This is a genomic window from Rhodococcus sp. MSC1_016 (assembly GCF_023667485.2).
Taxonomy (GTDB): Bacteria; Actinomycetota; Actinomycetes; order Mycobacteriales; family Mycobacteriaceae; genus Rhodococcus_F; species Rhodococcus_F oxybenzonivorans.
This window is the reverse complement of sequence record NZ_JAMOZI020000001.1, coordinates 1,790,814-1,811,867: the sequence shown is the minus strand read 5'-3', so window position 1 is coordinate 1,811,867 and position 21,054 is coordinate 1,790,814. Positions and strand designations below refer to the sequence as shown.

16 protein-coding genes are annotated in these 21,054 nt (G+C 66.5%); 8 read left to right on the top strand and 8 right to left on the bottom strand.

The annotated features are described in order from the left end of the window. Nucleotide 1 precedes the first annotated feature (1 nt). The 3 genes from L1080_RS08445 (at nt 2) to L1080_RS08435 (ending at nt 4,799) form a co-directional block, all read left to right on the top strand. On the top strand, nt 2-1,336 hold the full coding sequence (locus L1080_RS08445; protein ID WP_250763706.1) for a ribonuclease D: 1,335 nt from the start codon (nt 2-4) through the stop codon (nt 1,334-1,336). Nucleotides 1,337-1,481: 145 nt separating this feature from the next. Then, nucleotides 1,482-2,690 (top strand): thiolase family protein, encoded by a 1,209-nt coding sequence (locus tag L1080_RS08440; RefSeq protein WP_109330614.1) that lies wholly within the window; start codon nt 1,482-1,484, stop codon nt 2,688-2,690. Next, the gene (locus L1080_RS08435) at nt 2,691-4,799 is read left to right on the top strand and encodes a 3-hydroxyacyl-CoA dehydrogenase NAD-binding domain-containing protein (protein WP_208961409.1); all 2,109 of its coding nucleotides are present in this window, start codon (nt 2,691-2,693) and stop codon (nt 4,797-4,799) included. Between the two features lie 50 nt (nt 4,800-4,849). Here the strand turns inward: L1080_RS08435 and L1080_RS08430 are convergent, their stop codons facing one another. Genes L1080_RS08430 through L1080_RS08405 form a run of 6 tightly spaced genes read right to left on the bottom strand, consistent with a single transcriptional unit; the run spans nt 4,850 to nt 11,679 of the window. Then, nucleotides 4,850-7,549: a fumarate reductase/succinate dehydrogenase flavoprotein subunit gene (locus tag L1080_RS08430; RefSeq protein ID WP_250763709.1), complete on the bottom strand. Its 2,700-nt coding sequence runs from the start codon at nt 7,547-7,549 to the stop codon at nt 4,850-4,852. Continuing rightward, a complete protein-coding gene (locus L1080_RS08425; RefSeq protein ID WP_250763712.1) occupies nt 7,546-8,343 on the bottom strand; it encodes an ABC transporter ATP-binding protein in 798 nt (265 codons plus the stop codon). The genes L1080_RS08430 and L1080_RS08425 overlap by 4 nt, the downstream gene beginning before the upstream one ends. After that, nucleotides 8,340-9,200 carry an ABC transporter permease gene (locus tag L1080_RS08420; protein ID WP_250763714.1) on the bottom strand — a complete coding sequence of 287 codons (861 nt, stop codon included), beginning with the start codon at nt 9,198-9,200 and terminating at the stop codon, nt 8,340-8,342. Before L1080_RS08420 ends, L1080_RS08425 begins: the two co-directional genes overlap by 4 nt. Beyond that, entirely contained in the window at nt 9,197-10,627 is a 1,431-nt protein-coding gene (locus tag L1080_RS08415; protein WP_159926405.1) for an ABC transporter substrate-binding protein, read from the bottom strand. The genes L1080_RS08420 and L1080_RS08415 overlap by 4 nt, the downstream gene beginning before the upstream one ends. 18 nt (nt 10,628-10,645) lie before the next feature. Next, nucleotides 10,646-10,873: a 4Fe-4S dicluster domain-containing protein gene (locus L1080_RS08410; RefSeq protein WP_250763717.1), complete on the bottom strand. Its 228-nt coding sequence runs from the start codon at nt 10,871-10,873 to the stop codon at nt 10,646-10,648. Then, nucleotides 10,870-11,679: a GntR family transcriptional regulator gene (locus L1080_RS08405; protein ID WP_159926403.1), complete on the bottom strand. Its 810-nt coding sequence runs from the start codon at nt 11,677-11,679 to the stop codon at nt 10,870-10,872. The genes L1080_RS08410 and L1080_RS08405 overlap by 4 nt, the downstream gene beginning before the upstream one ends. Nucleotides 11,680-11,974: 295 nt before the next feature. On the opposite strand from L1080_RS08405, the gene L1080_RS08400 reads away from it, so the two are divergent. Together L1080_RS08400 and L1080_RS08395 are read left to right on the top strand one after the other, a co-directional pair. Further along, complete coding sequence (locus L1080_RS08400; RefSeq protein WP_250763720.1) at nt 11,975-12,982, top strand: iron-siderophore ABC transporter substrate-binding protein; 1,008 nt, start codon at nt 11,975-11,977, stop codon at nt 12,980-12,982. Between the two features lie 93 nt (nt 12,983-13,075). Then, nucleotides 13,076-14,473: a sugar porter family MFS transporter gene (locus tag L1080_RS08395; protein WP_159926399.1), complete on the top strand. Its 1,398-nt coding sequence runs from the start codon at nt 13,076-13,078 to the stop codon at nt 14,471-14,473. Nucleotides 14,474-14,538: 65 nt separating this feature from the next. On the opposite strand, the gene dxs is transcribed toward L1080_RS08395, so the two are convergent. Continuing rightward, entirely contained in the window at nt 14,539-16,494 is a 1,956-nt protein-coding gene (dxs, locus tag L1080_RS08390) for a 1-deoxy-D-xylulose-5-phosphate synthase (protein ID WP_284707239.1), read from the bottom strand. A gap of 251 nt (nt 16,495-16,745) precedes the next feature. Between dxs and glsA the strand changes: the two genes are divergently transcribed. From glsA to L1080_RS08375, 3 genes are all read left to right on the top strand, one after another. Continuing rightward, on the top strand, nt 16,746-18,566 hold the full coding sequence (glsA, locus tag L1080_RS08385; RefSeq protein ID WP_250763723.1) for a glutaminase A: 1,821 nt from the start codon (nt 16,746-16,748) through the stop codon (nt 18,564-18,566). Between the two features lie 94 nt (nt 18,567-18,660). Next, nucleotides 18,661-19,623 carry an ATP-binding cassette domain-containing protein gene (locus L1080_RS08380; RefSeq protein WP_250763726.1) on the top strand — a complete coding sequence of 321 codons (963 nt, stop codon included), beginning with the start codon at nt 18,661-18,663 and terminating at the stop codon, nt 19,621-19,623. Beyond that, nucleotides 19,620-20,459 (top strand): ABC transporter permease, encoded by an 840-nt coding sequence (locus L1080_RS08375; RefSeq protein WP_159926393.1) that lies wholly within the window; start codon nt 19,620-19,622, stop codon nt 20,457-20,459. Before L1080_RS08380 ends, L1080_RS08375 begins: the two co-directional genes overlap by 4 nt. A gap of 27 nt (nt 20,460-20,486) precedes the next feature. Here L1080_RS08375 and L1080_RS08370 read toward each other — a convergent pair whose 3' ends face one another. Further along, nucleotides 20,487-20,990 carry a MarR family winged helix-turn-helix transcriptional regulator gene (locus L1080_RS08370; protein WP_159926391.1) on the bottom strand — a complete coding sequence of 168 codons (504 nt, stop codon included), beginning with the start codon at nt 20,988-20,990 and terminating at the stop codon, nt 20,487-20,489. Nucleotides 20,991-21,054: the final 64 nt, after the last annotated feature.

Sequence of the window (21,054 nt, the reverse complement as noted above, 5' to 3'; positions counted from 1 at the left end):
CATGTCCGAAGTCACCGACGAGACCTCGTCCACTGTCACCGACGAGACCTCGTCCACTGTCACCGACGAGACCTCGTCCCCTGTTGCCGACGAGCAGACGGCCCGGCAGGTAGTGCCGCTTCTTGCCCCGCGTGATGGGGTACCGCAGGTCGTGACCACAGCGGAGGGCGTGGCGAAGGCGGCTGCCGCCTTGGGTGAGGGCACCGGGCCCTTGGCTGTGGACGCCGAACGTGCCTCCGGTTTCCGGTATTCGGCTCGGGCGTACCTGGTGCAGCTGCGCCGGAAAGGCGCGGGGACGGTGCTGCTCGATCCGATTCCGACGGCGGCCGACCTCGCACCGCTCGCGGAGGCAATCAATCCGCTGGAGTGGATTCTCCATTCCGCTGATCAGGATCTGCCGGGGCTGGCCGAGTTGGGGCTGGCACCGGCGGCCTTGTTCGACACCGAACTCGCCGGTCGTCTCGCGGGCTTCGAGCGGGTGGGGCTTGCCGCCATCGTGGAGCGGACCTTGGGCCTCGAGCTGAGAAAGGGGCACGGTGCCGCGGATTGGTCGAAACGGCCTCTTCCCAACTCGTGGCTGAATTACGCCGCACTCGACGTCGAGGTTCTCATCGAGTTGCGCGAGGTCATGGCCGCGGAACTCGAGAAGCAGGGTAAGACCGAGTGGGCGGCGCAGGAGTTCGAGCACATCCGGCTGGCCGGTCCGCCGAAGCCCAAGCCCGACCGATGGCGTCGAACCTCACACATCACGTCGTTGAAGACGCAACGCCAGCTCGCCGCGGCGCGCTCCCTCTGGCAGGCGAGGGAGGACCTTGCCCGCACTCGTGACGTCTCCCCCAGCCGGGTGCTGCCCGACTCCGCGATCATCGAGGCGTCGGTGAAGAGTCCGCGGAGCATCGACACTCTGCGCGCCCTTCCGGTGTTCGGCGGCCCGCGTCAGCGGCGGCACACGCGAATCTGGTTGGCGGCGCTGGAGGAGGCGCGGGCGTTGCCGGACGCCGAGCTGCCACCCAAGACTCAGCCCTTCACGGGACCACCTCCGCCGAGCCGGTGGGCGCGGCACGACCCGGCCGCTGCCGACCGGTTGACTGCGGCTCGTGCTGCGTTGGCCACTCTCGGTGAGGAGGTGTCGGTTCCGGTGGAGAATTTGCTGACCCCGGATCTCGTGCGCCGACTGTGCTGGGACTGGACGCCGCCCGTGGACGGGGACGTCGGTGCAGCCGTCGACCGCATCCTCGCAGCGGGTGGCGCGCGTCCGTGGCAGCGGGAGTTGACGGTGCCGGTGCTCGGAGCGGCACTGTCAGCGACCCCCGGCGACGAGCCGCCCAGCGCCTGACCGGCACGATCGCCTGGTTCTACTGGCAAAATCCTGATGAAGCACCCATTAAGTTACCCGCGAGTAACGCTAGGGGTAGTCTGTGCCCGAGGCCGGACGCTTGGCCGTGATCCGGCACCAGACTGCTCCATCAGGAGGAATTCGCGTGGCTCCATCCACCACATCGCAACGCAACGTCGTGTTCGTCGACGGGATCCGGACCCCGTTCGGCAAGGCCGGCCCCAAGGGCATGTACGCCGAGACCCGGGCAGACGACCTCGTCGTCAAAACCATTCGTGAACTACTCCGCCGCAATCCGCAGCTCGATCCCGCACGGATCGACGAGGTCGCCATCGCCGCGACCACGCAGACCGGTGATCAGGGTCTGACCATCGGCCGCACCGCCGGCATCCTCGCCGGCCTGCCCGAAACGGTGCCCGGCTTCGCGATCGACCGAATGTGCGCCGGCGCCATGACGTCGGTCACCACCACCGCGTCCGGCATCGGTTTCGGCCAGTACGACGTGGTGATCGCCGGAGGCGTCGAGCACATGGGTCACCATCCGATGGGTGAGGGTGCCGACCCGAACCCGCGATTCCTCGCCGACCGCCTCGTCGACCCCAGCGCCCTGGTGATGGGCAACACCGCCGAGAACCTGCACGACCGGTTCCCCAGCATCACCAAGGACCGCACCGACGCGTACGCCGTCGCCAGCCAGAACAAGTACGACGCCGCCAAGAAGGCCGGCTTCATCGCCGACACCCTCGTTCCGGTGGCCACCCGCTCCGCCGCGGGGTGGGGACTCGCTACCGAGGACGAGCCGCCGCGCCCAGGCACCACGATCGAAGACCTCGCCAAGCTGAAGACTCCGTTCCGTCCGGCGGGCCGCATCACTGCCGGCAACGCCGCCGGTCTCAACGACGGCGCCACCGCGGCGATCCTCGCGGGTGAGGACACGGCACACGAGCTCGGACTGCCGATCGGCATGCGCATGGTCGGATTCGCGTTTCAGGGTGTCGACCCCGCCGTGATGGGCATCGGTCCCGTCCCTGCCACCGAGAAGCTGCTCGCCCGTACCGGTCTGAAGATCGAGGACATCGGCCTGTTCGAGATCAACGAGGCATTCGCCGTGCAGGTGCTCGCATTCCTCGAGCACTACGGCATCGCCGACGACGATCCGCGGGTCAACCAGTGGGGTGGCGCCATCGCCTGCGGTCACCCGCTCGCGTCCTCCGGCGTGCGCCTGATGACTCAGCTTTCCCGCCAGTTCGCCCAGCGTCCCGACGTCCGCTACGGCCTGACCACGATGTGCATCGGTCTGGGCATGGGTGGAACGGTGATCTGGGAGAACCCGATTTTCGACGGAGCGAAGTAAATGACTTCTATCACCACAGCATTCGCCGACGAGGTCGTGACGAACGCGTACACCAAGATCGTGGCAGTCCCGGGCATCGAGGGTCCGGTCGCCCTGATCACGCTCGACAACGGTTTCGACCACACCAAGCCGTCGTCGTTCGGCCCGGGCGGCCTCGCTGCCCTCGACGCAGCCCTGGACGAGGCGTTCGCGGCGAACCCGGTTGCGGTCGCGATCACCGGCAAGCCGTTCATCTTCGCTGCCGGCGCCGACCTCAAGGGCGTCCCGAGCATTACCGACCGCGAGCAGGCGCTCGAGCTCGGCCGGTTGGGTCACAGGGTGTTCCGTCGCCTGCGTGAGTCCTCCGTGCCGACCTTCGCCTTCGTCAACGGGGTCGCGCTCGGCGGCGGTCTCGAGGTCGCGCTGCACAGCCACTACCGCACGGCATCCGAGAGCGCCGGCGCGCTGGGTCTGCCCGAGACGTTCCTCGGTCTGGTCCCCGGCTGGGGCGGAACGCAGTTGCTGCCCAACCTGATCGGGCCCTCGAACGCGGTGACCGTCGTCCTCGAGAATGCGCTGAACCAGAACAAGATTCTCAACCCGAAGAAGGCTCTCGAGCTCGGTGTCGTCGATGCCGTGTTCGGTTCGGCCGACTTCCTCGAGCAGTCCTTCGCCTGGGCGGCACAGGTTCTCGCGGGTGAGATCACTCCGTCCCGTCCCGAGATCGATCGGGGTCAGGGCTGGGACGAGGCAATCTCGCGCGCGAAGGCCATCGTCGAAGGCAAGACGAAGAACAACGCTCCCGGACCGGTCAAGGCCGTCGAGCTGCTGGAATTGGCTCGCAACACCGACCTCACCGATCCGGCATCGCTGGACAAGGGTTTCGCCGCCGAAGACGAAGCTCTCGCCGACCTTCTGCTGGCGGACGAGCTCCGCGCCGGGCTGTACGCATTCGACCTGGTGAACAAGCGGGCGAAGCGTCCGGCGGGCGCGCCGGACAAGTCGCTCGCACGCAAGGTGACCGGCGTCGGCATCGTGGGCGCGGGCCTGATGGCCAGCCAGCTCGCCATGCTGTTCGTCCGGCAGCTGAAGGTTCCGGTGATCCTCACCGACATCGACCAGGAGCGCATCGACAAGGGTGTCGGCTACGTCCACGGTGAGATCGACAAGCTCCAGGGCAAGGGGCGGCTGTCTCCCGACGCCGCGAACCGCCTCAAGGGCCTGGTATCGGGATCGCTGGACAAGTCCGCCTTCGCGAAGACCGACTTCGTGATCGAGGCCGTGTTCGAAAATCTCGATCTGAAGAAGAAGATCTTCGCGGAACTCGAGGAGTACATCGCTCCCGAGACGATCCTGGCGACCAACACGTCTTCGCTGTCGATCACCAAGATGGCCGCGGACCTGAAGCACCCCGAGCGGGTCGTCGGTTTCCACTTCTTCAATCCTGTTGCGGTCCTCCCGCTTCTCGAGGTGATCAAGGGTGAGAAGACCGACGACGCCACTCTGGCAACGGCATTCGCGACCGCGAAGGCGCTGAAGAAGTCGGCCGTCGGTTCCGCCGACCTGCCCGGCTTCGTCTTCAACCGGCTTCTGATCCGCACCCTCGGTGAGGTGATGAACGCGGTGGACGAGGGTACCCCGTTCGAGGTGGCCGACAACGCCATCGCCGAACTGGGCATGCCGATGACGCCCTTCACGCTGCTCGCACTCGTCGGACCGGCGGTCGCGCTGCACACCGGCGAGACGCTCGCCGAGGCGTACCCCGAGCGGTTCCACAATTCCCCCGGGCTCGAGGCCTTGGTCGAGGCCAAGAAACCCGCGGTGTGGAGCTACGGCGCCGACGGCAAGCAGGTCGTCGACCCCGAGGTCGCCGAATTGTGGAAGCAGGGCGACAAGGCGTCCACGTCCGAAGAGGTACTGGAGCGCACTCGTCGCGCGTTCGCCGAAGAGATCCAGATCATGCTCGACGAGGGTGTCGTCGCCGCGGCCGAGGACATCGACCTCTGCCTGATCCTGGGCGGCGGGTTCGGTTTCTGGAACGGTGGCATCACGCCGTACCTGGACCGCACGGGCACCTCCGAGGCAGTCAACGGGAAGCGGTTCCTGGCGCCGGGCGTCGCAAGCGTCTGATTTCCTGGTGGGGGCGAAGGACACCACGGCGTCCTTCGCCCCCACCTGTGTCAGGCGACCGGGACGCTGTTCGCCGCGTTCAACGCCTGTCGGGCGTAGGCCCGTACGTCGGCATCGGTGTCGCCGAGGGCCTCGGTCAGAGCCTGAGCCGCAGTCCGATCGCCGGCCCACCGTCCGAGTGAGAGCACGGCTGCCTTCCGCACATCGAGGTGCGGATCCTCCAATGTTTCCGCGAGAGCGGGCACGGCAATGCCCGGGTCCGCTCCGGCCAGTCCGCGTGCTGCCCCCTGCCGTATCTGCCAGGCGGATTCGCGCAGTGCCGTGACGACGAGGGCGACATCGTCGTCGCGGCACCCCAATCCGGCGAATGCCGTCAGCGCCGCTGCACGCACCAGCGGGTCGCGGTCACCGGCCAACTCCCGCACTGCGTCGAGTCCACCGAGACCGATGGTAGCGAGCCCGTGCGCCACCGTGATCCGCACTTCCCGGTTCTCGTCGTGCGCCCCCGACGCCACCGACTCCCACTTGTCCAGCGACACCAGGCCTCGCACCGCTTCGATCCGAACGTGGTGATCGGAGTCGGACAGCGCCGTCAGGAACTGCTCCGCCGACCCCGCGTGCAGTGCGCGCAGCACGTCGATCACGGCGGCCCGGACCACGGCGTCACCCGACTCCAGATGCGCGTCGAGCCCAGCGGCGGAGGTGAGCACCTCGACCAGTTCGCGCAGCCCTTCGGCGGCGGCGCGGCGAACGGTGACGGCCTCGTCGGCGAGCGCCGCGAAGAGTGCTCCCGTGAAGCCGTCGGGCGTTCCCTCGGTCAGCACCGACAGTGCGGTCACCCGGACCTGGGGGTCGTTATTCCGGAGGTACGGCTCCAGCTCGTCGACGCTGGGTGCATCGAGGCCGAGCAGCGCGACGAGGGCGGGCGACGACGGTTCCTGCCGGACCGGCGCGGCGATACGCGAACGCTCCTCGACCGGCGCGCGTCCTCCGACCAGCGGCGGCTGATGCACCGCGATCACCGTCTGGTCCTGCGGCGGAAGGGAATCGAGGCCCGGAACCGAAACGAAGTAGGGTGCGACCGGCCTCTTGAAGAACTCCATCTCCCCGTTCGCCCCGCGACGCAGGTTCAGGTGATACCCCCATTCCTCGTCGCTCGACTCCGGTAGGTCGGCGCGCTCGTGGTAGAGCCCCCAGCGGCTCTCGGTTCTGGTGAGGGAACTGCGGGAGGCCATCTCGGCGCAGTCGCGAATGAAGGTGACCTCGGCGCAGCGCATCAACTCGTGCGGGGTGGTGGCGCCCATCTCGGCGATCTCGCGCTCCATCCGTTCGAAGGTTTCCACGGCAATGGACAGCTTGGTGGCCGTCTTCGGCGGCGCGACGTAGTCGTTGACGAATCGGCGCAACTTGTATTCCACCTGCGGCTGCGGGGGGCCGTCGGGGTTGCGCAGCGGCCGGTAGATCAGCTCGTGCGCCTCCTTCAACTGGTCTTCAGGGAGCAGGGTGGGCGCGGGGATACCGTCCAGTGTGCCGGTCGCGTGTGCCCCGGCGAGGTCACCGTAGACGAACGCGCCGATCATGTAATTGTGCGGAACGCAGGCGAGGTCGCCGGCGGCGTACAACCCGGGAACAGTGGTGGCGCCGTGCTCGTCTACCCACACTCCGGACGCGGAATGCCCGCTGCAGAGTCCGATCTCGGAGATGTGCATCTCGATGTCGTGACTGCGGTAGTCGTGACCGCGGCCCGCGTGGAAGGTGCCGCGGGTGGGACGCTCGGTGGTGTGGAGGATCGATTCCAGGGTGTCGAGCGTTTCCTCCGGAAGGTGGCTCACCTTGAGATAAATGGGCCCACGGGCCGACTCGATCTCGCTCTTGACCTCGCTCATCATCTGCCCCGACCAGTAGTCGGAATCGACGAACCGTTCACCGTGCGCGTTGACCTGATAGCCGCCGAACGGGTTGGCGACGTAGGCGCAGGCAGGCCCGTTGTAGTCCTTGATGAGCGGATTGATCTGGAAGCACTCGATGCCGCTGAGTTCTGCGCCGGCGTGGTAGGCCATCGAGTAGCCGTCGCCGGCGTTCGTCGGATTCTCGTAGGTGCCGTACAGGTATCCGGAGGCCGGTAGTCCCAGTCGGCCGCAGGGACCGGTCGCCAGGATCACCGCTTTCGCGCCGACTGCCACGAACTCCCCCGTGCGGGTGTTCAGCGCAGCAGCCCCGACGGCCCGGCCGTTCTCCGTGAGGACGCGCACGGGCATCAACCGGTTTTCGATGCGGATCTTCTCCCGCATCTTCCGCTGCCGCAGCACCCGGTACAGAGCCTTTTTCACGTCCTTGCCCTCGGGCATCGGCAGCACATAGGAACCGGAGCGATGCACGCGCCGCACCGCGTACTCCCCGTACTCGTCCTTCTCGAATTTCACTCCGTACTTTTCGAGGCGCTGCACCATGGCGAAGCCGCGGGTTGCGGTTTGATAGACCGTGCGCTGATTGACGATTCCGTCGTTGGCCCGGGTGATCTCCGCGACGTAGTCCTCGGGTTCGGCCTTGCCGGGAATGACCGCGTTGTTGACGCCGTCCATGCCCATGGCGAGGGCCCCTGAGTGCCGCACGTGTGCCTTTTCCAGCAGCAGGACGTTCGCCCCGTTCTCGGCTGCTGTCAGGGCAGCCATCGTGCCGGCTGTGCCACCGCCGATGACCAGTACATCGCAGTCGAGACGCACGGTGTCGGCAAGGTCGGGGATGTTCATCGGTTCTCCGGATCGTTCGTCGTCGGGGCGTCATCGGTCTGTTCCAGCGCCGCCAGTACCTCGCCGCGTGCGGCTCGGGTTTCGGCCTGGCCGAGGAACTCCCGCTTGCGCGGGTGGGGAATGTCCACGAGCGCCCGCAGTGGTCTGCCCGCGCCGCCCAGGACCGCCACCCGGTCTCCGAGGAGGACCGCCTCGTCCACGTCGTGGGTTACGAAGACCACCGTCGTGGGGTGGGTGCTCCAGGTGTCGACGAGAAGCCGCTGCATCACGCCGCGGGTCTGCGTGTCGAGAGCGCCGAACGGCTCGTCCATCATCACGGCGCGGGGTGCGCCGGCGAGACCACGCGCCAACTGCACACGTTGTCGCATGCCGCCGGAGAGGTTCTTCGGGAGAAAGTCTCCGAACCCGGTGAGACCGACTTCGTCGATCCAGCGATCGGCAGTGGCCCGGCGACCCTTCCTCGGCTCACCGCGAAGCGCCAGAGCAAGCTCGATGTTCGAGCGCACGCTGCGCCACGGCAGCAGAGCGTTGTCCTGAAACACCACAGCCCTGTCCCGGGACGTCGACACCACCGACTCACCGTCCGCGACCACCCGGCCGGCGGTGGGTGCCAGCAACCCGGCCAGAGCCCGGAGCACTGTCGATTTTCCGCAGCCGGACGGCCCCGTGAGGACGAGGATCTCACCCGGCACCACGGTCAGCGACAGCGAGCGGATGACCGGGGCTCCGGTGTACGACAGTGTGACGTCGTCGAGTATGAGGGACATTCCGGTCGCGAGCGTGGTGGCGGTCATGCGCGCTCCCCTCGGGGAAGCCAGCGGGTGACACGCCTGCCGAGCAGCTCCACCGCTGCCGATGTGGCGAAGCCCAGGATGCCGATGGTGATCATGCCGACGAATACACCGGGATAGTCGACGATCGTGTAGGCCTGCCAGGTGCGGTAGCCGACGCCGAGCTGGCCGGAGATCATCTCCGCGGAGATGACGCAGATCCACGCGACACCGATCCCGACCGACAAGCCACCGAACACTCCGGGCAGGATCCCCGGAAGCACCACCCGGGCCAACGCATCCCAGCGCCCACCCCCGAGGGTGCGCACCGAGTCTTCCCACAGCGTGGGCAACGCCCGGACCGCGTGCCGGGTGCTGACCATGATCGGAAAGAATGCGGCCACGAATGTGATGAAGACGATCCCGGCCTCGTCGCTCGGAAACAACAGGATCGCAACGGGGACCACTGCGATCGCCGGAATCGGCCGGGCCAGTTCGGTCAACGGTCCGAGGACGTCGGCGAACAGCGTCGACCTCCCGAGCGCGATCCCGGCGGCGACACCGATCACGGTGGCGAGTCCGAACCCGCTGAGAATACGGATCAGGGACTGGCCCAGGTCGAGGTAGAACAGGTCGTTGCGCAGCTGGGTGCCGAACTCGGACACGACGTCGGCGACGGTGGGAAGGGCGTCGAATCGCAACCACAGCCGCACGTCGTTGGCCGTCAGCAGCTGCCACGCTGCGATGGCGGCGACGACGGACGTGATGCGCAGAAGGCGGGATCGCCACGACGATGCCGACGCGGGCAGCGGTGCCGGATCGGGCTGCAGTACCGAAACCTCGGATTCGATCGATACGATCGACGGCTGCAGGGTGGTCACTGCCGAACCTCCTCCACAGCGCGGTCGTACGTGACAACCGTTCCCGCCGGGTGGGCGCGCAGGTAGCGGCCGGCGGCGGCGACGGTGGTGAAGGGCAGGAAGGTGTCACCGTCGCGCACCCACACCGCCTTGTCCGCAAACCAGCGGGTGCCCAGTTCGGCATCGGGAACGTACGCGCTGCGGACGTCACGACCCTCGGCGCGTGCCTGTTTGACCGCCCGGAGCAGGCAGGTCGGGCTCGCCGCAGGCTGGGTCTGCGCCGCATCGGCGAACCAGACTTCCCCGGCCAGAGCCGGATCGGTCGCAGGCGTGCCGCACACAGGATCGGTGCCGGTCACCGCTGCGGGGCTGCCGGGGGTCGTGACAGTGGCATCGTAGTTCTGCCCCTCGGCATCGAACGCCGCGCGCAGAGGCGCATCGTCGACGAACCCCTCGACGTCGAGATCCGCGAAGTCACCGATCGATTTCAGATACGGGACGTCTGCCTTCAACGCTTCGACCAGTTCGGGTCGGAGCGTGGTGTCGAACGTCGTACCACCGGGCCCGTTGTACAGGTAGACCACCTCCTGCGGCAGTCCGCTGTCTTCGGCGACGATGCGTGCAGCCTCGAGTGGCTCGGTCCGGATGAAGTGCGTGGCGTCGAGTTGTGCACGGAGGAACGCATCGACGACTTCGGGGTGCTCGTCCGCGTAGGCCTCCCGCACGACGACCCCGTGCAGGGTGGGTGTGTTCAGCTCGGCGCCGTCGTAGAGCAATTTCGCCTTGTCCTGGAACACGAGAAGCCCGGGCCAGGCCACGAACTGTGACAATGCCTCGACCTGACCGGATTCGAGGGCGGAGGATCCGACCGGCGGTTGCTGGTTGAGAACCTCGACGCCGGTGCTCGGGTCGATTCCGGCGCGGTCGAGTGCACGGACGAGGGTGCCGTGCCCGGCAGAACCGACGCTGGCGGACACTTTCCGGCCCGCGAGATCGGCGAGCGTGGTGGCGGGAGAGTTCGGAGGGACGACCACCATGTTCAGTGCACCCTCCGGGTTGTACCCGGTGACCGAGACGATCTCGGTTTTCGATCGCGGATTCGCCTGTGTGCGTGAACCGTTGATCAACATGGGATAATCACCCATCGAGCCGATGTCGATCTTCTCGGCCACCATCTGCGCGGTGATCGGCGCGCCGGTGTCGTAATCCTGCCATTCGACGGAGTACTTCGTCCCCGTCTCCTCGGTCAGTTCTTGCAGACGCTGTTCGAGGTAGCCCTGGGCTCGCAACAGTGTTCCGGCGGTGACCGTGTTGATCGTCTTCGATTGGTAACCGATCACCACGGGCACTGCATCGTCGCTCCCGGCGGTGGTGTCTTCCAGCGAGCAGCCGGTCGCGAGCAGTGCGACCGCAGCGGTCAGCACGAGAGAGGAGTAGGGACGCAACATGTTTTCGAAGTCTTTCGCTCAGCGGAGGAGGTACGGCATGTTCACGGTGACGGCGCCGGTGGGACAGCGGGCTGCGCACGGGCCGCAGTACCAGCATTCGTCGACGTGCATGAAGGCCTTGCCGTTGTCCGGGTTGATGGCCAGCGAGTCGAGAGGACAGATCTCGACGCACAGCGTGCACCCCTCGATGCACATTGACTCGTCGATGGTGACCGGTACGTCGGCGCGTGCGTTGACAAGTGTCATGTGAGCTCCCAGTTCGATATTTCGGGACGTCGGATGAGGTTGCTGCGCATGGTGATTCGATCACCGCGCATGCGGATGTACTCGAGGTCGACGGGACGTCCGTCGACGAGTCGGGTGAGACGCTCGAGCAACAGGAGCGCGGCCCCGTCCGGGGTCTGTAGGTTCGCCGCCGAGTGCGCATCCGCATTCACCGATTCGATCGCCACATCCGCGGAACCGAGTGGTTGCCCACAGACCTCCTCGATCAGCGTGAAGACGTCGTTGCGCTCGAGGTCGCGGCCGAGGATGTTACGCCCGATGTCGGGCACCAAATAGGTGAGGTCGAGACTGAGCGGGAGGTCACCGAGATAGCGGACACGTTCGATGTAGACCGCGGATTCCCCTGCTGCCAGCTGCAATCGGCGCACCACAGCCGGTGGTGGCGTGATCTCCCTCGCCACACGCACGTCGTTGCGCACCTCACCGTGTCCCTTCAAGGTCTCCCTCAGTCCGAGCAGGGCGTCGAGCCCGTGGTCGTACTTGCGCCGCGCCACGTGAGTGCCCACCCGGGGCGCACGGTCGATCAGGCCCTCCTGCTTGAGGAGCGCGAGCCCGTCCCGCACCGCGTTCCGAGACACCCCGAATTCGTGCGCCAACTCCGATTCCGGAGGCAGTCCGCGGTCGGCGAAAGAGTCCGCGTGGATCTGCTGCCGCAAGAGGTCGGCGAATCGGCGAGCCTCGTCGGCGCGAGATCTGCGGGCAGAGGGCTGGCCGTGCAGGGCAGTCGGAGCCACCACCGCCTCTGCATCATCCGCGGCGAGCGCCATGCTTTTCCTCCGTCGATTGTGCAGTGTGCTGAACGACAAGAGACGCTAACTGCTGTTCGACCACCGGAAGTCGCGCCTGCGGACCACCCGGCGCGGCCTCCTCGAATCTGCCGGTTGGACCCCGCGGACTGCCCCGCTCACCTGCGTAAACGCGAATACGGCGCCCCATTACGCCACCACTGAACCGGAAGCAGAGTTCGAATCACGGTGATCCGAAGTCGACCACAGAACCCGGCCCCGGCCCAATATATAGGTTAGGCTTACCTTTTACTCGCTCGTCGAAGGAGTCGTTGCCGTGTACACACCCCCACGCCCGATCGCTGGCGCACTCGCCGTGGCCGGCACCGCGCTGCTCGTCGCCGCCTGCTCGTCCGGCGACGGCGGCACGAGCGCGGAAGGCGGCGGAGCCGGCTTTCCGGTCACGATCGAGAACACCTTCGGATCCACCACGATCGACGCCGCCCCGGAGCGCATCGTCACCCTGGGCTGGAACGCCCAGGACGTCGTCTACGCGCTCGGCGAGACCCCCGTCGGCATGCCCAAGTACTCCTACGGCGCCGAGGCGAACGGAGTGATGCCCTGGCTCCAGGACCGCTACGACCCGAGCCGGACCACCCTCCTCGACACCGCAACCACCATTCCCGTCGAGCAAGTGGCCTCCCTGGCACCCGATGTCGTCCTCGCACCCTACGAGGGATTCGACCAGGGCACCTACGAAAAACTCTCCGCACTCGCCCCCACCGTCGCCTACCCGGACAAGGCGTGGCAGACCAGCTGGCAGGACCAGACCACCCTGATCGGTCAGGCGCTCGGTAAGACCGCCGAGGCGGAGGCTCTCGTCACCGGCCTCGACGACCGGCTCGCGCAGACCGCTGCCGAACACCCGGAGTTCGCCGGAAAGACGGTGTCGGTGGTGAACTTCGATACCGACGCTGCCACGGTGAACGTCTACATGCCCTCCGACCCCCGCGTGCAGGTGCTCACCGAGCTCGGATTCACAGTCGCACCCGGTGTGTCGAAGCTCGCCGAGTCGAATCCGGACAAGTTCTTCGCCGACATCTCGGTGGAGAACATCGCCGATATCGACGCCGATGTCGTGGTCGCGTTCGTCGCCGACGACAGCACCGTCGCGGCCAACCCTGCCTACGCGAATCTCGGCGCCCTCGGCCGGGGAACCGCGGTGACATTGTCGGATACGAAGGTGATCGCGGGACTCAGCCAGACCAGCGTGCTGGCTACTCCCTGGGCGCTCGAGAGGCTGACGCCGCAATTGAGCGAGGCGGCGAACAAGGCCGGTGCGTGAAGTCCCGCCTGATCAGGCGTCGCGGGCGTAGCGTGATTCCACACGAAATCTCGTAGCCGGCTCACAGCCACGCTCGCCGAAAGCAGGTATGCGATGACGCAGATGTCCGAAAGACACACCGCCAAGGTCATCGGGGTTACGGTCGCTGCCGCGGTCGGGGGTTTCCTGTTCGGATTCGACAGCTCGGTCATCAACGGGGCCGTCGATTCCATCCAGGGGCACTTCGAACTGAGTTCGTTCTTCACCGGCTTCGCCGTGGCCATCGCGTTGCTCGGATGCGCTGTGGGCGCGTGGTTTGCGGGCCGCCTCGCAGACCGGTGGGGCCGCAAGAAGGTGATGCTGCTGGGTTCGGTGTTGTTCGTCGTCTCGTCGATCGGCTCCGGACTCGCTTTCAGCGTCCCCGACCTGATGCTCTGGCGCATTCTCGGCGGCCTGGGAATCGGTATCGCGTCCGTCATTGCGCCGACCTACATCTCGGAGATCGCACCGGCACGCTACCGGGGCGGCCTGGCCTCTCTTCAACAGCTCGCGATCACCCTCGGCATCTTCGCCGCGCTGCTGTCGGACGCCGTGTTGCAGAACGCGGCCGGTGGAGCGTCGAACGAGCTCTGGCTCAATCTCGAGGCGTGGCGGTGGATGTTCCTCGTGGGAGTTGTGCCGGCGCTGGTGTACGGCCTTCTCGCACTGCTCATTCCCGAGTCGCCGCGATACCTGGTGGGTAAGCACCTCGATCAGGAAGCGGCGGACGTCCTCGCGAACATCACTGGTGAACTGGACCCGCACGAGCGGGTCTCCGAGATCCGTCTCACCCTCCGCCGGGAGTCGACGGCATCGTTCGACGACATCCGTGGCCCCAAGTTCGGCCTGCAGCCTCTGGTGTGGGTAGGCATCACGATGGCCGTCTTCCAGCAGTTCGTCGGCATCAACGCGATCTTCTACTATTCGACGACCCTCTGGAAGTCGGTCGGGTTTACCGAGAACGAGTCGTTTACCACCTCGGTCATCACAGCGGTGATCAATGTGGCCATGACGTTCGTCGCCATCCTGTTCGTCGACCGGATCGGTCGCCGGATACTTCTCATGGTCGGTTCGCTGGGAATGTTCGCCAGCCTGCTGTTGGCCTCGATCGCCTTCTCTCAGGCAACCGGTAGCGGTGACGACGTCCAGTTGCCGAGCCCGTGGGGCGCGCTGGCCCTGGTCGGCGCCAACCTGTTCGTGATCTTCTTCGCCGCTACGTGGGGCCCGATCATGTGGGTGATGCTCGGCGAAATGTTCCCCAACAACATGCGCGCCTACGCACTCGGCATCAGCACGGCGGCGAACTGGATCGCCAACTTCACCGTCACGCTGTCGTTCCCGCCGCTGACCCGTTCGGTGGGCCTGTGGTTCCTGTACGGCCTGTTCGCGTTCTTCGCGCTGCTGTCGTTCTTCTTCGTCCGGTCGAAGGTCCGGGAAACGAAGGGGATGGAACTCGAGGAGATGACGACCTGACGTGGTCTAAAAACAGATCCGGCCGAATCGTTTCGATTCGGCCGGATCTGTTTTTCACGGGTGTGTCAGCTCTGCCGGCCGCTGTTCTCGATGTGTTCGGCGCTCTCGTGCGCAACCACCCCGTTGGCCGCCGACGGGGGCTGGTTCCCCAGACTCGCCACCCAGCCGGTGATCTGGCGGGAGACATCCTGCGCGGTCAACCCCAGTTCGGCGTGAACCTGGGTGCGGGAGGCGTGGTCGAGGAACCGTTGCGGAACGCCCAGATCCCGGCACGGGACATCGACGCCGGCAGAGCGCAGGGCCGCCGACACGGTGGAACCGACGCCTCCATGCAGGCCACTGTCCTCGACCGTGACCACCATGCTGTAGTCCTCGGCGAGCTTGACCAGAGATTCCGGTACCGGGAGGACCCAACGCGGGTCGACGACCGTCGCAGAAATACCTTGCTGCTCGAGACGATCGGCCGCGGCCAGAGCGAGTCCGGCGAACGCTCCGACCGACACGAGCAGGACGTCCTTTCGGCCGGAGGAGTCCCGCAGGACGTCGACGACACCGTCGATTCGGCTCAGCGCGGGCACGTCGTCACCCACGGTGCCCTTGGGGAAGCGCACCGCCGTGGGCCCGTCGTCGACAGCCAGCGCCTCGTCCAGTTCTTCGCGCAGAGTCGCGGCGTCGCGCGGAGCCGCGACCCTCATGCCGGGCACGATGCCCAGCAGCGACATGTCCCACATGCCGTTGTGGCTGGCCCCGTCGTTTCCTGTGATTCCCGCGCGGTCCAGCACCAGGGTGACCGGCAACTTCAGCAGGGCGACATCCATCAACAGCTGGTCGAATGCACGATTGAGGAAGGTCGAATACACCGCGACCACCGGGTGCAGGCCTCCGAGTGCCAGCCCCGCCGCCGAGGTGACGGCGTGCTGCTCGGCGATGCCGACATCGAACATCCGGTCGGGATAGGCGTCACCGAACGCTGCCAGACCCGTCGGACCCGCCATCGCCGCAGTGATCGCAACGATGTCCTCGCGGCGACCGGCCTGCTCGATGAGCTCAGCCGAGAACACGGAGGTCCAGTCGGCGGACGCCGTCGCCGTCGACTTCCCGGTCAGGGGGTCGATCACACCGGTCGAATGCATCTGGTCGGCGACGTGATTCTCTGCGGGTGCGTACCCCATGCCCTTGCGGGTGACGGCGTGCACGATGACCGGTCCCCCGAACGCCTTGGCACGGCGCAGCGCAGACTCGAGGGCAGCTTCGTCGTGACCGTCGACGGGACCGAGGTACTTGATTCCCAGATCCGTGAACATGACCTGCGGGGCGACCGCGTCCTTGAGACCGGCTTTCATCCCGTGCAGGACGGAGTAGGCGGTACGGCCCACCCACGGCAGTTTCTTGACGATTCTGCGACCGTTGTCGAGCACCCGCTCATAGGCGGGCTGCAGACGGAGGGTGGCGAGGTGATCGGCGAGACCCCCGATCGTCGGCGCGTACGACCTGCCGTTGTCGTTGACGACGATGATCACCGATCGGCTCTTGCCCGCCGCGATGTTGTTGAGCGCCTCCCAGCACATACCGCCGGTCAGTGCGCCGTCACCGACGACGGCGACCACGTGGCGGGCCTGGCCGGTCAACTCGAATGCCTTCGCGAGACCGTCCGCATAGGACAGGGATGCGGAGGCGTGCGAGGACTCGACCCAGTCGTGTTCGCTCTCGGCGCGGCAGGGGTACCCCGACAGTCCGCCCTGCTTGCGGAGCGACTCGAAGTCGCCCTTGCGACCGGTGAGGATCTTGTGGACGTACGCCTGGTGACCGGTGTCGAAGATGATCGGGTCGGCGGGCGAGACGAACGTGCGGTGCAGCGCGAGCGTCAGCTCGACGACACCGAGGTTCGGTCCGAGGTGGCCGCCGGTCGCCGATACCTTCTGGACCAGGAACTCACGGATCTCCGCGGCGAGTTGCTTCATCTCCGCGGGGTTCAGCTGACGCAGATCGTCAGGCGTCTGGATACGGGCAAGAACACCCAACGAGATCGCTCCCTCCGTGATGCACGCCGCATTACGTGCCTCTGCGTCGTGGCTTCGTGCCACGTCACAGTGCACCCAGTCTACGGAGCCGCGGGACCGGGCGACACACCATGTGCACACAGGCGTCCTCCGAACACGCCCGCATCCTCGACAGCCGCGTGACCGGCCGTGAGCGGGTTCACACGACTGCGGCCACACGGGCACCCCTCGGAACCCCCGACTTCGCCGTCGTCAGGCTCTAGGGTCGTCTCATGAGCACCGTCGTCGACGCGTTGATCGGGAAGATCTTCTCCGAGACCTCCAGCAACCGCGGCGGCGAGCTGGCCGACTACATTCCGGAGCTGGCGGCCGTGGCCCCCGATTCGTTCGGTATCTGCATCGCCACGGTCGACGGATACGTGTACGAGGTGGGCGACACGCGCCTGCCGTTCACCATCCAGTCGATTTCGAAACCGTTCACCTATGCCCTCGCGCTCGCCGACCGAGGCGCGGAGGCCGTCGCGGAGAAGATCGACGTCGAACCGTCGGGGGAACCCTTCAACGAGATCAGCCTCGACCCGACGACCGAGCGGCCGCGCAATCCGATGATCAACGCCGGTGCCATCACTGCTGCGTCGTTGGTGGCCGGGCCCGACGTGGACTCGCGATTCGAACGAATCCGCGAGGCCTACTCTCGGTATGCAGGGCGAGAGCTCACCTTCAACGAGGCGGTGTACGCGTCCGAGTCGCACACGGGCCACCGGAACCGCGCCATCGGGCACATGCTGCGCTCGTTCGACATCATCACGGGCGACCCCGACGAGGCGGTAGACCTCTACTTCCGGCAGTGCTCGATCGACGTGACCTGCCGAGACCTGAGCCTGATGGCCGCGACGATGGCCAACAACGGGGTCAATCCCGTCACGCACGACACGGTGCTCGCGCCCGTCCTGGTCGAGCGGGTGCTGAGTGTGATGTCCACTTGCGGCATGTACGACGGCGCCGGTAAGTGGCTCTACGAGGTGGGTCTGCCCGCCAAGAGCGGCGTCGGCGGCGGGATCGTGGCGGTTCTGCCGGGCCAGATCGGCATCGCCATCTACTCGCCGAGGCTCGATGCCCACGGCAACAGCGTCCGCGGAGTAGAGGCGTGCAGGGCACTGTCAGCCGAACTCGAGTTGCATTTCCTCCACGTCACCCGGGCGGCACGCGCCGCGATCCGCGCCCGCTACTCCGTGTCGGATGCCCCGTCGCGCATGCGGCGCACCCCGGTCGAGCGGGCCACCCTCGACGATGTCGGCAAACGCAGCCGCATCTACGAACTGCACGGCGATCTGTTGTTCGCCGGCGCGGAGACCGCCGTCCGTGAGATCGGCGGCGTCGACGAGGACCTCGAGGTAGTGGTGGTCGACGTCCGGCGAGTCGACGATGTGAGCGGGGTGGCGTGCCGGATGATCGCCACCCTGCGCGGCACGCTCGCCCAGCGCGGATGCGCCGTGGCGTTCGTCGACCCTGGCGGATTGCTCGGCAACTCCCGCTCGGATCTCGCGGGAGACACCGGACGGGTATTCGCCGACCTCGACGCCGCCGTGCAATGGTGTGAAGACGTTCTCCTCGATCGGCACTGCCGGTCTGCCCGCCAGCCGGCCTCCCTCGCCGTCACCGAACATCCGGTCCTGTCCGCACTCGACCCCGAACAGCTCGATCGGCTCACCCGCGACCTCGAGATCCGAACCTTCGACCGCGGCGAGCGCATCGTTCACCGGGGGGATCCCGCCTCCGGGCTCTTCCTCATTCTCTCGGGGAAGGTGAGCACCACGATCACCGATCAGGCGGGGTCGACGTACCGGATCATCACCTTGTCAGCCGGGATGAGTTTCGGTGAGATGCCGATGATGCTCGATTCCCGCTTCCTCAACGACGTCCGGGCCGACACCGCGGTGACCGTCGCGGTGCTGACTCCCGAGCGGTATGCCGACATGGCGTCGAAGGAACCCGCACTGAAAGTCGCGCTGCTCGAGCGACTGGCGTCGGGCGCCTACGAACAGCTCGACCTCATGCTGCGGTCGCTGCTGAGGCAAGGGAACGGCAGCTGAGCGGCATACCGAAATCCGCTTGCCGGAATCGGAAAAATCGGACAGGCTCGGGGTCTCGGGATTCGACGCCATTCGAACGCGAAAGCAGGGTGCAATGCTGACAGCCACGAAGCTGGCCATCGAGACGACAGGACTCGTCAAGACTTTCGGTTCCACCCGTGCCGTCGACGGACTCGACCTCTGCGTACCCGTCGGCGGCGTCTACGGCGTCCTGGGTCCCAACGGTGCCGGCAAGACCACCGCGATCCGTATGCTCGCCACACTGCTGCCCCTCGACGGCGGATCGGCCACGGTACTCGGACACGACGTCGCCACCGAACCGGACGCCGTCCGCGGCAAAGTGTCGTTGACGGGTCAATTCGCCTCGCTCGACGAGGATCTGACGGGGACCGAAAACCTCCTGCTCCTCGGCCGCCTCTTCGGCTACTCCCGCGCGGCAGCGCGATCGCGGTGCGAGCGGCTGCTCGCGGCGTTCGGCCTCGAGGAGGCCGGTAATCGACAGGTGAAGAACTACTCGGGCGGGATGCGTCGCAAGCTCGACATCGCGGCGAGCATCATCGTCACACCCGAGATGATCTTCCTCGACGAACCCACCACCGGACTCGATCCCCGCAGCCGCAACCAAGTCTGGGACATCGTGCGCGCCCTCGTGGCCGGGGGGACGACAGTGCTGCTGACCACGCAGTACCTCGACGAGGCAGACCAGTTGGCCGACCGGGTGGCCGTGATCGATCACGGCAAGGTGATCGCGGAGGGCACCACCGGCGAACTCAAGGCGTCCGTCGGATCCGGGTCTCTGCATGTGCGCGTCACCGATGCGGGTACCCGGCCGGCCGCAGCGAGGTTGCTCCGTGACGTACTCGGTGTCCCGGTGACCGAGGAGAACGACCCCGTGGCGCTGACTGCCCGCATCGACGATCCGCGAAGGGTCGCGCAGGCACTCCCGGCCCTCCACGACGCCGGAATCGCCGTCAGCACATTTGCATTGGGGCAGCCGAGCCTCGACGAAGTATTCCTTTCCCTGACCGGCCGACCCACCGAGGAGCCTGCGTCATGACCTCCACCGCCGACCGGACCACCGACACCACGAAGGCGGTCGCCGACGTCCTGAAGATGCCCGGACCGCGCCCTTCGCGTCCCACTGCGTGGTCGACCTCCCTGTCGTTCGGGTGGCGTGCATTGCTGAAGATCAAGCACGTTCCCGAGCAACTCTTCGACGTCACCATGTTCCCGATCATGTTCACGTTGATGTTCACGTACCTGTTCGGTGGGGCACTCGCCGGATCGACCGACGCCTACGTCCAGTTCCTGCTGCCCGGCATCCTCGTTCAAACCGTCGTCATGATCACCATGTACACCGGCCTGACGCTGAACAAGGACATCGAGAAGGGTGTCTTCGACCGCTTCCGCTCGCTTCCGATCTGGCGTCCGTCGCCCCTCGTCGGCGCCCTGCTCGGTGACGTGGTGCGCTACACGATCGCCTCGATCATCGTCCTGATCCTCGGTCTGGTCCTGGGTTTCCGGCCGGATGGCGGGATCGTCGGAGTCGCGGCGTCGATCGGACTGCTGTTGCTGTTCTCCTTCAGCCTGTCCTGGATCTGGACGATGTTCGCGATGCTCATGCGAACCGAGCAGGCGGTGATGGGGGTGTCGATGTTCATCCTGTTTCCGCTGACATTCGCCAGCAACATCTTCGTCGATCCCGCCACGATGCCCGGCTGGCTCCAGGCGTTCGTGGGGGTCAATCCGATCAGCAAGCTGGTGACGGCCATTCGCGGACTGATGGCCGGATCGGTGCAGTCGGCTGACCTCATCGTGGTCTTCGGCTGGTGTGCCGGTTTCATCGTCATCTTCGGACCCCTGACGATGCGCCTCTACAACCGGAAGTCCTAGTGCCCGGCACCGGCCGGAAGCGGGTGTCTAGTCCTTCTGGGTCCGGACCGGGCGCTGAGGCGGCGCAGCACTCTGCACGCGACCGTTTCGCTGTTGCACAGACGCGGTAAACGTCTCGTTGAGTTGCAGCAGCGACGTCACCGCGGCCGATGCCTGCTCCTGGGACCAGCCGTCCAACATGGCCCGCAGTCGTTCCGCGCGACGTTCGGTTGTCTCGCGGAGGACGTCGAATCCCTTGGGTGACACCTGGATACGCGAAGCGCGTTTGTCGTGCGGGTCTGCCGTGCGCAGGACGTATCCCGCATCGACGAGTTCGGCGATCTGCCGGCTCAGGGACGACTGACTGACGCAGAGGTCGGCGGCGAGTTCGTTCTGCCGGCACTCACCACGGGTGGACAGCACGAACAACACGCTCGTCAGAGCGGGCGCGATCACCGTCTCACCGCTCGTGAAGACCACTGCACGCAGGGAGCGCCCCAGTGCGAGTACCGCATCGGCGAGCGCCCGCGCTGTATCTGGCTGTACCGACATCCGATCCCCGTCCTAGTCCCGCTGTTGCAGGGAAAACTATACGGAGGTCGGGGTGCGGCACGCC

Coding starts and splice junctions, on each gene's coding strand:
- L1080_RS08445 (WP_250763706.1), top strand. CDS start 2: ATGTCCGAAGTCACCGACGAGACCTCGTCCACTGTCACCGACGAGACC.
- L1080_RS08435 (WP_208961409.1), top strand. CDS start 2,691: ATGACTTCTATCACCACAGCATTCGCCGACGAGGTCGTGACGAACGCG.
- L1080_RS08430 (WP_250763709.1), bottom strand. CDS start 7,549: ATGAACATCCCCGACCTTGCCGACACCGTGCGTCTCGACTGCGATGTA.
- L1080_RS08425 (WP_250763712.1), bottom strand. CDS start 8,343: ATGACCGCCACCACGCTCGCGACCGGAATGTCCCTCATACTCGACGAC.
- L1080_RS08415 (WP_159926405.1), bottom strand. CDS start 10,627: ATGTTGCGTCCCTACTCCTCTCTCGTGCTGACCGCTGCGGTCGCACTG.
- L1080_RS08410 (WP_250763717.1), bottom strand. CDS start 10,873: ATGACACTTGTCAACGCACGCGCCGACGTACCGGTCACCATCGACGAG.
- L1080_RS08405 (WP_159926403.1), bottom strand. CDS start 11,679: ATGGCGCTCGCCGCGGATGATGCAGAGGCGGTGGTGGCTCCGACTGCC.
- L1080_RS08395 (WP_159926399.1), top strand. CDS start 13,076: ATGACGCAGATGTCCGAAAGACACACCGCCAAGGTCATCGGGGTTACG.
- glsA (WP_250763723.1), top strand. CDS start 16,746: ATGAGCACCGTCGTCGACGCGTTGATCGGGAAGATCTTCTCCGAGACC.
- L1080_RS08380 (WP_250763726.1), top strand. CDS start 18,661: ATGCTGACAGCCACGAAGCTGGCCATCGAGACGACAGGACTCGTCAAG.
- L1080_RS08375 (WP_159926393.1), top strand. CDS start 19,620: ATGACCTCCACCGCCGACCGGACCACCGACACCACGAAGGCGGTCGCC.
- L1080_RS08370 (WP_159926391.1), bottom strand. CDS start 20,990: ATGTCGGTACAGCCAGATACAGCGCGGGCGCTCGCCGATGCGGTACTC.